Here is a 15,065-nt window from a genome sequence, read left to right on the forward strand (position 1 = left end):
CGCCCGGCTCACCGGGCGGGTATAAAAAGGTTTTCTTATGTCCGAGCAGTTTCTCTACTTCTTGCAGCAGATGTTTAACGGCGTCACGCTGGGAAGCACCTACGCGCTGATCGCCATCGGCTACACGATGGTTTACGGCATTATCGGCATGATCAACTTCGCCCACGGCGAGGTGTACATGATCGGTAGCTACGTCTCCTTTATGATTATCGCCGCGCTGATGATGATGGGCATCGACAGCAGCTGGCTGCTGGTGGCCGCCGGGTTTGTCGGCGCGATTGTGATCGCCAGCGCCTACGGCTGGAGTATTGAACGGGTGGCCTACCGGCCGGTGCGCAGCTCCAAACGCCTGATCGCGCTGATCTCCGCCATCGGTATGTCCATTTTCCTGCAAAACTACGTCAGCCTGACCGAAGGTTCACGCGACGTGGCGCTGCCAAGCCTGTTTAACGGCCAGTGGATTGTAGGGGCCAGCGAAAACTTCTCTGCCACCATCACCACCATGCAGCTGGTTATCTGGGTTGTGACCTTTATTGCCATGCTGGCCCTGACCCTGTTCATCCGCTACTCCCGCATGGGACGCGCCTGCCGCGCCTGCGCGGAAGATCTGAAGATGGCGAGCTTGCTCGGGATTAACACCGACCGCGTGATTGCCCTGACCTTCGTGATCGGCGCAGCGATGGCGGCGGTGGCTGGCGTGTTGCTCGGCCAGTTCTACGGCGTAATCAACCCGTACATCGGCTTTATGGCCGGGATGAAAGCCTTCACCGCGGCGGTACTGGGCGGCATCGGCAGCATTCCGGGCGCGATGATCGGCGGCCTGATCCTGGGCGTGGCCGAAGCGCTCTCCTCGGCGTACCTGAGCACCGAATATAAAGATGTGGTGTCGTTTGCCCTGCTGATTCTGGTTCTGCTGGTAATGCCTACCGGTATTCTGGGCCGTCCGGAGGTAGAGAAAGTATGAAACCGATGCATTTTGCGATGGCGCTGCTCTCTGCCGCCATGTTCTTCGTCCTGGCGGGCGTCTTTATGGGCGTCCAGTTAGGACTGGACGGCACGAAGCTGGTGGTGGATACCGCTCCCGACATCCGCTGGCAGTGGGTGTTTATCGGCACCGCGGTGGTGTTCTTGTTCCAGCTGTTGCGTCCGCTGTTCCAGAAGACGCTGAAAAACGTCTCCGGGCCGAAATTCGTCCTGCCGGCGATCGACGGTACAACGGTGAAACAGAAGCTGTTCCTGGTGGCGCTGCTGGTGGCTGCCGTGGCGTGGCCGTTTATGGTATCGCGCGGGACGGTGGATATTGCCACCCTGACCATGATCTACGTGATTCTGGGGCTGGGTCTGAACGTGGTGGTGGGGCTGTCTGGCCTGCTGGTGCTGGGCTACGGCGGGTTCTACGCCATCGGCGCGTACACCTTCGCGCTGCTGAACCACTATTACGGCCTCGGCTTCTGGACCTGTCTGCCGCTGGCGGGGCTGGTCTCTGCCGCGGCGGGCTTCCTGCTCGGCTTCCCGGTGCTGCGCCTGCGCGGTGACTATCTGGCGATTGTGACCTTAGGCTTCGGCGAAATCGTCCGTATTCTGCTGCTCAACAATACCGAAGTGACCGGCGGTCCGAACGGCATCAGCCAGATCCCGAAACCGACCTTCTTCGGCCTGGAGTTCAGCCGTACCGCCCGTGAAGGCGGCTGGGATACCTTCAGCAATTTCTTTGGCATCAAGTACGATCCGTCCGACCGCGTGATCTGGCTCTATCTGGTGGCGCTGCTGCTGGTGGTGATTACCCTGTTCGTGATCAACCGTCTGCTGCGCATGCCGCTGGGCCGCGCGTGGGAAGCGCTGCGCGAAGATGAGATCGCCTGCCGCTCCCTGGGCCTGAACCCGACCCGCATCAAGCTGACCGCATTTACCATCAGCGCCGCGTTTGCCGGTTTCGCCGGGACGCTGTTTGCCGCACGTCAGGGCTTCGTCAGCCCTGAATCGTTCACCTTTGCCGAATCCGCCTTTGTGCTGGCGATTGTGGTGCTCGGTGGAATGGGCTCGCAGTTCGCCGTGATCCTCGCGGCTATCCTGCTGGTGGTCTCCCGCGAGCTGATGCGCGACTTTAACGAATACAGCATGTTAATGCTGGGTGGTTTGATGGTGCTGATGATGATCTGGCGTCCGCAGGGTCTGCTGCCGATGACCCGTCCACAGCTGAAGCTGAAACGCACACAGGCGAAAGGAGAGCAGGCATGAAGCCTTTATTATCCGTTAACGGCCTGATGATGCGCTTTGGCGGCCTGCTGGCGGTCAACAATGTGAATCTGGATCTGCACAAGAAAGAGATTGTCTCCCTGATTGGCCCGAACGGCGCGGGAAAAACCACGGTCTTTAACTGTTTGACCGGCTTCTACAAGCCGACGGGCGGCACCATCATGCTGCGCGACCAGCACCTTGAAGGGCTGCCGGGCCAGCAGATTGCCCGCATGGGCGTGGTGCGTACCTTCCAGCACGTGCGTCTGTTCCGCGAGATGACGGTGATTGAGAACCTGCTGGTGGCACAGCATCAGCAGCTGAAAACCGGGCTGTTCTCCGGCCTGCTGAAAACCCCGGCCTTTCGCCGCACGCAGGAGGAGGCGCTCGACCGCGCCGCGACCTGGCTCGACCGTATCGGCCTGCTCCAGCACGCTAACCGTCAGGCGAGCAACCTCGCTTACGGGGATCAGCGTCGCCTTGAGATCGTGCGCTGTATGGTGACCCAGCCGGAGATCCTGATGCTCGACGAACCAGCGGCAGGTCTCAATCCGAAAGAGACCAAAGAGCTGGACGAGCTGATTGCCGAGCTGCGCGATCATCACGACACCACCATTCTGCTGATTGAGCATGACATGAAGCTGGTGATGGGCATTTCGGACCGTATCTACGTGGTAAACCAGGGCACGCCGCTGGCGAACGGCACGCCGGAAGAGATCCGCAACAACCCGGACGTGATCCGCGCATACCTTGGTGAGGCATAAGATGGAAAAATCGATGTTAACGTTCGACAAGGTCAACGCTCACTACGGCAAGATCCAGGCGCTGCATGACGTCAGCCTGCACATCAATCAGGGCGAAATCGTCACCCTGATTGGCGCCAACGGCGCGGGTAAAACCACGCTGCTCGGCACCCTGTGCGGCGACCCGCGCGCCACCAGCGGGCGGATTGTGTTTGACGGCAAAGATATTACCGACTGGCAGACGGCTAAGATCATGCGTGAAGCGGTGGCGATTGTCCCGGAAGGGCGCCGCGTATTCTCCCGCATGACGGTGGAAGAGAACCTGGCGATGGGCGGTTTCTTCGCCCATCGGGATGAATTCCAGACCCGCATCAAGTGGGTGTACGAACTCTTCCCGCGCCTGTGGGAGCGTCGTATTCAGCGAGCGGGCACCATGTCCGGCGGCGAGCAGCAGATGCTGGTGATTGGCCGCGCGCTGATGAGCCAGCCGCGCCTGCTGCTGCTGGACGAGCCGTCGCTTGGCCTGGCGCCGATCATTATCCAGCAGATCTTCGATACCATCGAGCAGTTGCGCAAAGAGGGGATGACCATCTTCCTCGTCGAGCAGAACGCCAACCAGGCGTTGAAGCTCGCCGACCGTGGCTACGTGCTGGAGAACGGGCGCGTGGTGCTCTCCGATACCGGTGACGCGCTGCTGGCGAACGAGGCGGTGCGGAGTGCGTATTTAGGCGGTTAATCGCATTTCCCCCTCACCCTAACCCTCTCCCTCAAGGGAGAGGGAACCGATCGCTTTTCTCCCTCTCCCCGTGGGAGAGGGCCGGGGTGAGGGCACCAGACCGCACCCAATCCCCCTTCACACAACCATCATCCCCCTGACGCCTGGCTGTCACTTATCTGTAAACAAACAGTTATTTTTCTGTCATTCGAGCATGTCATGTTACCTCGCGAGCATAAAACGCGTGATATCGCGCATCCGGCACAATAAGAGAGATGACAATGACATCGTTACGACACACAGCTTTGGGTCTGGCACTGGGTCTGGCTTTTGCGACGAACGCAATGGCTGTGACCACCATTCCGTTCTGGCATTCCATGGAAGGGGAGTTGGGTAAAGAGGTTGACTCCCTGGCGCAGCGTTTCAACGACACCCACCCGGATTACAAAATTGTGCCGGTGTACAAAGGCAACTACGAGCAGAGCCTGAGCGCGGGCATCGCCGCCTTCCGTACCGGTAACGCGCCTGCGCTGTTACAGGTTTATGAAGTGGGCACCGCGACAATGATGGCCTCCAAAGCCATCAAGCCGGTGTACGAGGTGTTCAAAGAGGCGGGCATTAACTTTGACGAATCCCAGTTCGTACCGACCGTAGCGGGTTACTACACCGATTCCAAAACCGGCCATCTGCTGTCCCAGCCGTTTAACAGCTCCACGCCGGTGCTGTATTACAACAAAGACGCCTTCAAAAAAGCCGGTTTAGATCCGGAGCAGCCGCCAAAAACCTGGCAGGATCTGGCGGAGTACACCGCGAAGCTGAAAGCGGCGGGGATGAAGTGCGGCTACGCCAGCGGCTGGCAGGGCTGGATCCAGATTGAAAACTTCAGCGCCTGGCACGGGCTGCCGGTTGCCACCCAAAATAACGGCTTCGACGGTACCGACGCGGTGCTGGAGTTCAACAAGCCGGAGCAGGTGAAGCACATCGCGCTGCTGGAAGCACTCAACAAGAAGGGCGACTTCAGCTACTTCGGGCGTAAAGACGAATCCACCGAGAAGTTCTACAACGGCGACTGTGCCATTACCACCGCCTCGTCCGGCTCGCTGGCGGATATACGTCACTATGCCAAATTCAACTACGGCGTGGGCATGATGCCGTACGACGCTGACGTTAAAGGCGCGCCGCAAAACGCTATCATCGGCGGGGCGAGCCTGTGGGTGATGCAGGGTAAAGACAACGGCACCTACAAAGGCGTGGCCGAGTTCCTCGACTTCCTGGCGAAGCCGGAAAACGCCGCCGAGTGGCACCAGAAGACCGGCTATCTGCCGATCACCAAAGCCGCGTACGACCTGACCCGCGAGCAGGGCTTCTATAGCAAAAACCCAGGCGCAGACATCGCGACGCGCCAGATGCTGAACAAGCCGCCGTTGCCGTTCACCAAAGGCCTGCGTCTGGGCAACATGCCGCAGATCCGCACCATCGTCGATGAAGAGCTGGAAAGCGTGTGGACCGGTAAGAAAACCCCACAGCAGGCGCTGGACTCTGCGGTAGAGCGCGGAAATCAGCTGCTGCGCCGCTTTGAGCAGTCGACCAAATCGTAAAAAAATGCCCGGTGGCGCTGCGCTTACCGGGCCTACGGGGATCGTGCGGGCTGATGCCCTCACCCCAACCCTCTCCCACGGGGAGAGGGAGAAATATTTGTAGGCCGGGTAAGGCGTAGCCGCCACCCGGCAATGTTCAGGAACCTAATCTCAATGTCCTCATCCCGTCCGGTGTTCCGTTCCCGCTGGCTGCCGTACCTGTTGGTCGCACCGCAGCTGGTCATCACCGTTATCTTCTTTATCTGGCCTGCGGGCGAAGCGCTGTGGTACTCGGTACAAAGCGTGGATCCGTTCGGGCTTTCCAGCCAGTTTGTCGGGCTGGACAACTTTACCGCGCTGTTCCACGACAGCTACTACCTGGACTCCTTCTGGACGACGATCAAATTCAGTGCGCTGGTCACCGTGAGCGGTCTTGTCGCGTCGCTGTTTTTCGCCGCGCTGGTGGATTACGTGGTGCGCGGCAGCCGTCTGTATCAGACCCTGATGCTGCTGCCCTACGCCGTGGCTCCTGCCGTGGCCGCCGTGCTGTGGATCTTCCTGTTTAACCCAGGGCGCGGGCTGATTACCCACTTCCTGGGCGAGTTTGGCTACGACTGGAACCACGCTCAGAACAGCGGTCAGGCGATGTTCCTGGTGGTGTTCGCCTCGGTGTGGAAGCAGATCAGCTATAACTTCCTGTTTTTCTTTGCCGCGCTACAGTCTATCCCGCGTTCGCTGGTGGAGGCCGCCGCCATCGACGGCGCAGGGCCGGTGCGCCGCTTCTTCCGGCTGTCGCTGCCGCTGATCGCCCCGGTGAGTTTCTTTCTGCTGGTGGTTAACCTCGTGTACGCCTTCTTCGATACCTTCCCGGTGATTGACGCCGCCACCGCGGGCGGCCCGGTGCAGGCGACCACCACGCTGATTTACAAGATCTACCGCGAAGGCTTTGCCGGACTTGATCTCTCAGCGTCTGCCGCGCAGTCGGTGGTGCTGATGTTCCTCGTCATCATCCTCACGGTGGTGCAGTTCCGCTATGTCGAAAGTAAGGTGCGCTACCAATGATTGAGATCCGTCGCGGGCTGACGATTTTCAGCCATACCATGCTGATTTTAGGGATTATCGTCATCCTGTTCCCACTGTACGTGGCCTTCGTCGCCGCCACGCTGGACACTAAAGCGGTGTTCGACACGCCGATGACGCTGATCCCGGGCGGACACCTTTTCGAAAACATGAAGACCATCTGGACCCAGGGCGTGGGCGCCAACAGCGCGCCGTTCTGGCTGATGATGCTCAACAGCTTCATCATGGCGTTTGGCATCACCGTCGGCAAAATTACGGTGTCGATGCTCTCAGCGTTCGCCATCGTCTGGTTCCGCTTTCCGCTGCGTAACCTGTTTTTCTGGATGATTTTCATCACCCTGATGCTGCCGGTAGAGGTGCGTATCTTCCCGACGGTGGAGGTGATCGCCAACCTGAAGATGCTCGACAGCTACGCGGGCTTAACCCTGCCGCTGATGGCCTCGGCGACCGCCACCTTCCTGTTCCGCCAGTTCTTTATGACCCTGCCGGATGAGCTGATTGAAGCCGCGCGCATCGACGGGGCCTCGCCGATGCGCTTCTTCCGCGACATCGTGCTGCCGCTGTCGAAAACCAACCTCGCGGCGCTGTTTGTGATCACCTTTATCTACGGCTGGAACCAGTATCTGTGGCCGTTGCTGATCGTTCAGGACGTCAACCTCGGCACCGCCGTGGCAGGCATCAAAGGCATGATCGCCACCGGCGAAGGCACCACCCTCTGGAACCAGGTGATGGCGGCGATGCTGCTCACCCTTATCCCACCCGTAGTCATTGTTTTAGCCATGCAGCGCGCGTTTGTCCGCGGCCTGGTCGATAGCGAGAAATAAGATGGCAGGTTTAAAATTACAGGCAGTTACCAAAAGCTGGGACGGTAAAACCCAGGTCATTCAGCCGCTGACGCTCGACGTGGCGGACGGGGAATTTATCGTGATGGTCGGCCCGTCCGGCTGCGGAAAATCCACCCTGCTGCGTATGGTGGCCGGGCTGGAGCGCGTAACGTCCGGGGATATCTGGATTGACCGCCAGCGCGTCACCGAGATGGAGCCCAAAGATCGCGGCATCGCGATGGTGTTCCAGAACTATGCCCTCTATCCGCACATGAGCGTGGAAGAGAACATGGCCTGGGGGCTGAAAATTCGCGGTATGGGCAAAGGTCATATCGACGAGCGCGTAAAAGAAGCCGCGCGCATTCTGGAACTTGACGGCCTGCTTAAGCGCCGCCCGCGCGAGCTCTCCGGCGGCCAGCGTCAGCGCGTGGCGATGGGGCGCGCCATCGTGCGCGACCCGGCGGTATTCCTGTTCGACGAACCGCTGTCAAACCTCGACGCCAAACTGCGCGTGCAGATGCGCCTTGAGCTACAGCAGCTGCATCGCCGCCTGAAAACCACGTCCCTCTATGTGACTCACGATCAGGTTGAAGCCATGACCCTCGCCCAGCGCGTGATGGTGATGAACAAAGGCATCGCCGAGCAGATTGGCACCCCGGTGGAGGTCTACGAAAAACCGGCCAGCCGTTTTGTGGCGAGCTTTATCGGCAGCCCGGCGATGAACCTGCTGGACGGGCGGATCAATGCGGCGGGAACCCACTTCGAGCTGGAAAGCGGGATGGCGTTGCCGATCAACTGGTACTATCGTGGCTACGCCGGGCGTAAGATGACGCTCGGTATCCGCCCGGAGCATATTGGTTTGACGTCTCAGGCGGACGGCGGCGTGCCGCTGGTGATAGATACGCTGGAGATGCTGGGCGCAGACAACCTGGCGCACGGGCGCTGGGGCGAGCAAAAGCTGGTGGTGCGCCTGCCGCATCAGGAGCGCCCGAAGGCAGGCAGCACGCTGTGGCTGCATATGCCGGAAAATCACCTGCACTTATTTGACGGTGAAACAGGACAACGAGTATGAGCAACTGGCCTTACCCCCACATCGTCGCCCACCGGGGCGGCGGTAAGCTGGCGCCGGAAAACACCCTGGCGGCAATTGACGTTGGCGCGCGCTACGGCCACACGATGATCGAATTCGACGCGAAGCTGTCGAATGACGGCGAAATTTTCCTGCTGCACGACGACAATCTCGAACGCACCAGCAACGGCTGGGGCGTGGCAGGTGAACTGCCGTGGCGTGACCTGCTGAAGGTGGACGCCGGAAGCTGGTACAGCGGCGAATTTAAAGGCGAACCGCTGCCGCTGCTGGCGGAAGTGGCGGACCGCTGTCGTCAACACGGCATGATGGCCAACATCGAAATCAAACCGACCACCGGCACCGGGCCGCTGACGGGTAAAGTGATTGCCCTCGCCGCGCGCGAACTGTGGGAAGGGATGACCCCGCCGCTGTTGTCGTCGTTTGACATCGACGCGCTGGAAGCCGCACAGGCTGCCGTACCGGAGTTGCCGCGCGGGCTGCTGCTGGATGAGTGGCGAGAAGACTGGCGCGCGCTGACGACCTTCTTAGGCTGCGTGTCGATCCACCTCAACCATAAGCTGCTGGATGAAGCGCGCGTGACGCTGTTGAAGGAGGCCGGTCTGCATATCCTGGTGTATACCGTCAATAAACCCCAGCGTGCAGCCGAGCTGCTGCGCTGGGGCGTGGACAGCATCTGTACCGATGCGATTGACCAGATTGGGCCGAACTTTATTTATTAAGCATACTGCCGTTCTGCTGGGTCGGCAGCATGTGCTGCTGACCGCTGCTTTGCGACACCCCGCCCCCTAACATCCCACCGTTTGAGTTTGGCAGCGGCTGCTCCCGCATCTGGCCCTGCTGCACGCGCTGGGTGTTGGTATTCATCTGGTTTTGCAGGTGCTGCTGCTGCACCTGGGTCTGCGTTTTTAACTGCTGATTGAGCATCCCTTTCTGCTGCTGTTGCTGGCTCATCATCTCCGTCTGCATACGCTGCTGGCTCGGAATGACGTAGCCCGGCTGGTTCGGGTTGTTCAGGGTGTTGATTGGCTGTGCGAGCGCGGCGAACGGAAGCAGCGCGGTCAGGATCAGTAATCGTTTCATGGTTATCTCCTCCTTTGAGGCTTCTCTTAAGTTTACCCTGATTCCGGCATAACGATGATTTTTTAAGAGTTGTGAACCAGGCTTAAGCGGGGAATATGGGCCCCTTCACCTGGAGAACAATAATGATGAAACCAACCTTTTTGCGCTGGGTCGCCATCGCTGCGCTGATGGCAGGCGGCACATTTACCGTGGCGGCCAACCCGCCCGCCGCTCCTCCGGTCTCTTACGGCGTGGAGGAGGATGTTTTTCACCCCGTGCGGGCGACGCACGGCATGGTGGCCTCGGTTGACGCGCTGGCAACGCAGGTGGGCGTCGATATTCTTAAGCAGGGCGGTAACGCGGTGGATGCGGCGGTCGCGGTGGGATATGCGCTGGCGGTGACGCATCCACAGGCGGGGAACCTGGGCGGCGGCGGGTTTATGATGCTGCGCACCAAAGACGGTAAAACCACGGCCATCGACTTCCGTGAGATGGCGCCGAACCAGGCCTCCCGCGATATGTTCCTCGACGATCAGGGCAATCCGGACAGTAAAAAGTCTCTGACCTCGCACCTTGCCTCCGGCACGCCGGGCACCGTTGCGGGCTTCTCGCTGGCGCTGGAAAAATACGGCACGCTGCCGCTGAATAAAGTGGTGCAGCCTGCCATCAAGCTGGCGCGCGACGGCTTCGTCGTCAACGACGCGCTGGCGGACGACCTCAAAACCTACGGCAGCGAAGTTATTCCCAATCATGAGAACAGCAAGGCTATCTTCTGGAAAGACGGCGAGCCGCTGAAAAAGGGCGATAAGCTGGTGCAGAAGAACCTCGCAAAAAGTCTCGAACTGATTGCCGAAAACGGTCCGGACGCCTTCTATAAGGGGCCGATTGCCGATCAGATTGCCGATGAGATGCAGAAGAACGGCGGGCTGATCACCAAAGCGGATCTGGCGGAATATAAGGCGGTGGAGCGCGAGCCGATCAGCGGCACCTATCGCGGCTACGAGGTCTTCTCCATGCCGCCGCCGTCCTCCGGGGGCATTCACATCGTGCAGATCCTCAATATTCTGGAAAACTTCGATATGCACAAGTTCGGCTTCGGTAGTGCCGATGCCATGCAGGTGATGGCGGAGGCGGAGAAGCGTGCCTACGCTGACCGCTCGGAATACCTTGGCGATCCGGACTTCGTGAAGGTGCCGTGGCAGGCGCTGACCAACAAAGCCTATGCCAAATCGATTGCCGACGAGATCGACATCAATAAGGCTAAGCCGTCGAGCGAGATCCGCCCCGGCAAGCTGGCGCCGTATGAAAGTAACCAGACCACCCACTTCTCGGTGGTAGATAAAGACGGTAACGCGGTGGCGGTGACCTACACGCTTAACACCACTTTCGGCACCGGGATTGTGGCGGGCAACAGCGGTATTTTGCTGAACAACGAGATGGATGACTTCTCTGCCAAACCGGGCGTGCCGAACGTCTACGGCCTGGTCGGCGGCGATGCGAATGCGGTCGGGCCGAAGAAGCGCCCGCTGTCGTCCATGTCGCCCACCATCGTGGTGAAAGACGGCAAAACCTGGCTGGTGACCGGCAGCCCTGGCGGGAGCCGGATTATCACAACCGTGCTGCAAATGGTGGTGAACAGTATCGACTTTGGGATGAACGTCGCCGAAGCGACCAATGCGCCGCGTTTCCACCACCAGTGGCTGCCGGACGAGCTGCGCGTGGAGAAGGGCTTTAGCCCGGACACCCTCAAGCTGCTTGAGCAGCGCGGGCAGAAGGTGGCGGTGAAGGAGGCGATGGGCAGCACCCAGAGCATTATGGTCGGGCCGGACGGGGCGCTATTTGGCGCATCGGACCCGCGTTCGGTGGATGATTTAACGGCGGGGTATTGATTTTTTTGCCCGGTGGCGCTGCGCTTACCGGGCCTACAACGGCACGAACGTAGGCCGGGTAAGGCGAAGCCGTCACCCGGCAACAAACTACTTCATACGCGCCATATAATACGCATCCACATACTCGCCGTTGCGCAGGGCGTAGCGCCTGCCGGTGCCTTCAATCTCAAACCCGTGCTTTTTGTACACCGCGATTGCCGGTTCGTTATCCACAAACACCGTTAACTCGATGCGGTCGACGCGCAGCCAGTTGTCGCACATATCGATCATGGTGCGAATCAGCGCGCTGGCCACGCCGCGGTTATGCCACTGCGCGCCAACGCAGATACCGAAATCTGCAACGTGGCTGCGGCGTGGTCGCTGGGCGACATCAATGGTGAGGTGGCCGACCACGATATCATCAATGCAGGCAACCAGCTGTTTAATGCCCGGCTGTTCGCCTAGCCGCATTTGCCACATTTCCATTGAAGGATGAGGAACCTGTAGCGTGTTGTGGTACACCTCCGGCTGGGCGTGGATCTGACGAATGGCGTCGTAATCTTTCGGTTCAGCGTGGCGTATCACTATCTCACTCATTCCTTGTTCCTCAGTCAGTTAAAAGTCCCCTCCAACATCAGTGACTTTAAAAGTTGAGTCAATCGCTATTTTTTGCAAAAAGTGTTGGACAAGTGCGAATGAGAATGATTATTATTGCTCTGCATTCAGGAAGACCTCCTACGGGAACCTGAAAGCACGACATTGCTCACATTGCTTCCAGTATTACTTTAGCCAGCTTCTCGCTGGCTTTTTTTTGCCCTTTTTCTCCCTCTCCCTGTGGGAGAGGACTGGGGTGAGGGCAAAACATGCGCTATGGTAAAACTCAGTAACCTTCCAAAAGGACTGAGCCATGACACTACATTGTGCATTTATTGGATTTGGCAAAAGCACCACGCGTTACCACCTTCCGTATGTTCTTAACCGAAAAGAGACCTGGCACGTGGCCCATATCTATCGCCGCCGCGCGAAGCCAGAAGAGCAGTCTCCGCAGTATTCCCATATTCATTTCACCAGCGATCTTGATGAGGTGCTTAACGACCCGCAGGTGAAGCTGGTGGTGGTCTGTACCCACGCCGACAGCCACTTTGACTACGCGAAACGCGCGCTGGAAGCAGGTAAAAACGTGCTGGTGGAAAAGCCGTTCACCCCGACCATCGCCGAAGCGAAGGAGCTGTTCGCGCTGGCGAAAAGCAAAGGGCTGACCGTCACGCCGTACCAGAACCGTCGCTTTGACAGCTGCTTCCTGACGGCAAAAAAGGCAATTGAAAGCGGCAAACTCGGCGAGATCGTGGAAATCGAAAGCCACTTCGATTACTACCGCCCGGTGGCGGAAACCCAGCCCGGACTGCCGCAGGACGGATCTTTCTACGGTCTCGGTGTGCACACCATGGACCAGATCATCTCCTTGTTTGGCCGCCCGGACCACGTGGCGTATGACATCCGCAGCCTGCGCAATAAGGCCAACCCGGACGATACCTTTGAAGCGCAGCTGTTCTACGGCGACCTGAAAGCCATCGTAAAAACCAGCCATCTGGTGAAAATCGACTACCCGAAATTTATCGTTCACGGCAAGAAAGGCTCCTTTATTAAGTACGGTATTGACCAACAGGAGACCAGCCTGAAGGCCAATATCATGCCGGGTGAACCGGGCTTTGCGGCAGATGATTCCGTGGGCGTGCTGGAGTACGTGAACGACGAGGGCCTGACGGTCAGGGAAGAGCTAAAGCCGGAAACGGGCGACTATGGACGCGTCTACGATGCGCTGTATGACACCCTCGCCACCGGCGCGCCGAATTATGTCAAGGAATCTGACGTTCTGACCAACCTGGAAATCCTCGAACGGGCCTTCGAACAGGCTTCTCCTGCCACGGTAACCCTCGCCAGATAAGCAAAAATGGCTCCTCTTCGCTTGTTCTAAATTTTTGAACAGAGGAGTCAATTTTCACCCTCTATGATCCCAGGGCGTTTGCGTCCACACTTACTCCATCGAAACGAACTGAGGGTGAAAACAATGATCTACTTACGCAAAGCAAACGAACGTGGTCACGCGAATCATGGCTGGCTGGACTCATGGCATTCATTCTCGTTTGCCGACTACTACGACCCGAACTTTATGGGCTTCTCCGCACTGCGCGTGATTAACGACGACGTGATTGATGCAGGCCAGGGCTTCGGTACCCACCCGCACAAAGACATGGAAATCCTGACCTATGTGCTGGAAGGGGCGGTTGAGCACCAGGACAGCATGGGCAACAAAGAGCAGGTTCCGGCGGGCGAGTTCCAGATTATGAGCGCGGGTACCGGGGTGCGTCACTCTGAGTACAACCCGAGCAAAACGGAAAAACTGCACCTGTATCAAATCTGGATCATTCCAGAAGAGACCGGCATCACGCCACGCTACGAGCAGCGCCGCTTCGACGCGAAACAGGGCAAACAGCTGGTGCTGTCCCCGGATGCGCGTGAAGGCTCCCTGAAAGTGCATCAGGATATGGAGCTGTACCGCTGGGCGCTGGCGAAAGATGAACAGTCTGTACACCAGATTGCCGCTAACCGCCGCGTGTGGATCCAGGTGGTGAAAGGTGAAGTGTCCATCAACGGCACCAAAGCGACAACCGCCGATGGCCTGGCAGTCTGGGATGAGCAGGCGCTCTCCGTGCATGCCGACAGCGAAAGTGAAATTCTGCTGTTTGACCTGCCGCCGGTCTAAATAATTTCTCAACCTTCCCTTTAAACGGGGAAGGTTGAGCTTTGTCCGTGATAAACTGAGCAAATCTCTCACTTCAAGATTTCTCAGGACGATGAAAAAGAAACGCCCCGTACTTCAGGATGTCGCCGATCGCGTCGGTGTGACCAAAATGACGGTCAGCCGTTTTTTACGTAACCCGGAACAGGTTTCCGTGGCGTTGCGTGGCAAGATTGCCGCCGCCCTTGATGAACTGAGTTATATCCCCAACCGCGCGCCCGATATTCTCTCCAATGCAACCAGCCGTGCGGTGGGCGTCCTGCTTCCTTCCTTAACCAACCAGGTATTCGCCGAAGTGCTGCGTGGCATTGAAAGCGTCACCGATGCGTTTGGCTATCAGACCATGCTCGCCCACTACGGGTACAAGCCGGAACTGGAAGAGGAACGTCTTGAATCGATGCTTTCCTGGAACATCGACGGCCTGATTTTAACGGAACGTACTCACACCCCGCGCACGCTGAAAATGATTGAAGTGGCAGGCATTCCGGTGGTGGAACTGATGGACAGCCAGTCGCCGTGCCTCGACATCGCCGTGGGGTTCGATAACTTTGAAGCGGCGCGTCAGATGACGGCGGCGATCATCGCCCGCGGTCATCGCCATGTGGCCTATCTGGGTGCGCGTCTGGATGAACGTACTATCATCAAACAGAAGGGATACGAGCAGGCGATGCTCGACGCCGGTTTAACCCCGTACAGCGTGATGGTGGAGCAATCTTCTTCTTACACGTCGGGTATTGAGCTGATGCGTCAGGCGCGACGCGAGTATCCGCAACTGGACGGTATTTTCTGCACCAACGATGACCTTGCGGTCGGCGCCGCGTTTGAGTGCCAGCGTCTGGGTTTAAAAATCCCGGATGATATGGCGATTGCCGGCTTCCACGGCCACGACATTGGCCAGGTGATGGAGCCGCGTCTGGCGAGCGTCCTGACCCCGCGTGAACGCATGGGCCGCATTGGCGCAGAGCGCCTGCTGGCGCGCATTCGTGGTGAGTCAGTTACCCCGAAAATGTTAGATTTAGGTTTCACCTTGTCACCGGGTGGATCTATTTAATCCGACAAATTTGAAGTAGCTCA

General features: G+C 58.5%; 15 protein-coding genes. 13 read left to right on the plus strand and 2 right to left on the minus strand.

The annotated features are described in order from the left end of the window. Positions 1-37: 37 nt before the first annotated feature. From livH to ugpQ, 9 genes are all read left to right on the plus strand, one after another. A complete protein-coding gene (gene livH, locus O1722_RS01455; protein ID WP_015571470.1) occupies positions 38-964 on the plus strand; it encodes a high-affinity branched-chain amino acid ABC transporter permease LivH in 927 nt (308 codons plus the stop codon). Continuing rightward, a complete protein-coding gene (locus tag O1722_RS01460; RefSeq protein WP_003861542.1) occupies positions 961-2,238 on the plus strand; it encodes a high-affinity branched-chain amino acid ABC transporter permease LivM in 1,278 nt (425 codons plus the stop codon). The genes livH and O1722_RS01460 overlap by 4 nt, the downstream gene beginning before the upstream one ends. Continuing rightward, complete coding sequence (livG, locus tag O1722_RS01465; RefSeq protein WP_003861544.1) at positions 2,235-2,999, plus strand: high-affinity branched-chain amino acid ABC transporter ATP-binding protein LivG; 765 nt, start codon at positions 2,235-2,237, stop codon at positions 2,997-2,999. Before O1722_RS01460 ends, livG begins: the two co-directional genes overlap by 4 nt. Position 3,000: 1 nt before the next feature. Next, complete coding sequence (gene livF / locus O1722_RS01470) at positions 3,001-3,714, plus strand: high-affinity branched-chain amino acid ABC transporter ATP-binding protein LivF (protein WP_033488074.1); 714 nt, start codon at positions 3,001-3,003, stop codon at positions 3,712-3,714. Between the two features lie 260 nt (positions 3,715-3,974). Next, positions 3,975-5,291: a sn-glycerol-3-phosphate ABC transporter substrate-binding protein UgpB gene (ugpB, locus tag O1722_RS01475; protein ID WP_023295545.1), complete on the plus strand. Its 1,317-nt coding sequence runs from the start codon at positions 3,975-3,977 to the stop codon at positions 5,289-5,291. A 153-nt stretch (positions 5,292-5,444) separates the two neighbouring features. Continuing rightward, positions 5,445-6,332, plus strand: coding sequence for a sn-glycerol-3-phosphate ABC transporter permease UgpA (gene ugpA, locus O1722_RS01480; RefSeq protein ID WP_003861551.1), 888 nt, complete (start codon positions 5,445-5,447; stop codon positions 6,330-6,332). Beyond that, positions 6,329-7,174 (plus strand): sn-glycerol-3-phosphate ABC transporter permease UgpE, encoded by an 846-nt coding sequence (gene ugpE / locus O1722_RS01485; protein WP_033488073.1) that lies wholly within the window; start codon positions 6,329-6,331, stop codon positions 7,172-7,174. Before ugpA ends, ugpE begins: the two co-directional genes overlap by 4 nt. A gap of 1 nt (position 7,175) precedes the next feature. After that, positions 7,176-8,246 carry a sn-glycerol-3-phosphate import ATP-binding protein UgpC gene (locus tag O1722_RS01490; protein ID WP_033488072.1) on the plus strand — a complete coding sequence of 357 codons (1,071 nt, stop codon included), beginning with the start codon at positions 7,176-7,178 and terminating at the stop codon, positions 8,244-8,246. Next, a complete protein-coding gene (gene ugpQ / locus O1722_RS01495; protein WP_033488071.1) occupies positions 8,243-8,983 on the plus strand; it encodes a glycerophosphodiester phosphodiesterase in 741 nt (246 codons plus the stop codon). Before O1722_RS01490 ends, ugpQ begins: the two co-directional genes overlap by 4 nt. Here ugpQ and O1722_RS01500 read toward each other — a convergent pair. Continuing rightward, positions 8,973-9,344, minus strand: coding sequence for a DUF2756 family protein (locus O1722_RS01500; RefSeq protein WP_017384131.1), 372 nt, complete (start codon positions 9,342-9,344; stop codon positions 8,973-8,975). The genes ugpQ and O1722_RS01500 overlap by 11 nt on opposite strands. A gap of 122 nt (positions 9,345-9,466) precedes the next feature. On the opposite strand from O1722_RS01500, the gene ggt reads away from it, so the two are divergent. Continuing rightward, positions 9,467-11,212, plus strand: coding sequence for a gamma-glutamyltransferase (gene ggt, locus O1722_RS01505; RefSeq protein ID WP_072134592.1), 1,746 nt, complete (start codon positions 9,467-9,469; stop codon positions 11,210-11,212). A gap of 87 nt (positions 11,213-11,299) precedes the next feature. Here ggt and yhhY read toward each other — a convergent pair whose 3' ends face one another. Continuing rightward, the gene (gene yhhY, locus O1722_RS01510) at positions 11,300-11,788 is read right to left on the minus strand and encodes an N-acetyltransferase (protein ID WP_015571463.1); all 489 of its coding nucleotides are present in this window, start codon (positions 11,786-11,788) and stop codon (positions 11,300-11,302) included. A gap of 310 nt (positions 11,789-12,098) precedes the next feature. Here yhhY and O1722_RS01515 point away from each other — a divergent pair, with 310 nt between their 5' ends. The 3 genes from O1722_RS01515 (at position 12,099) to gntR (ending at position 15,042) form a co-directional block, all read left to right on the plus strand. Beyond that, entirely contained in the window at positions 12,099-13,136 is a 1,038-nt protein-coding gene (locus O1722_RS01515; protein ID WP_032655374.1) for an oxidoreductase, read from the plus strand. Between the two features lie 123 nt (positions 13,137-13,259). Then, positions 13,260-13,955, plus strand: a complete 696-nt coding sequence (locus tag O1722_RS01520) for a pirin family protein (RefSeq protein ID WP_003861565.1) — start codon at positions 13,260-13,262, stop codon at positions 13,953-13,955. Between the two features lie 91 nt (positions 13,956-14,046). Continuing rightward, positions 14,047-15,042, plus strand: coding sequence for a gluconate operon transcriptional repressor GntR (gene gntR, locus O1722_RS01525; RefSeq protein WP_033488070.1), 996 nt, complete (start codon positions 14,047-14,049; stop codon positions 15,040-15,042). Positions 15,043-15,065: the final 23 nt, after the last annotated feature.

The sequence above is a fragment of the Enterobacter cloacae complex sp. HYC003_NIDB genome, assembly GCF_056673375.1.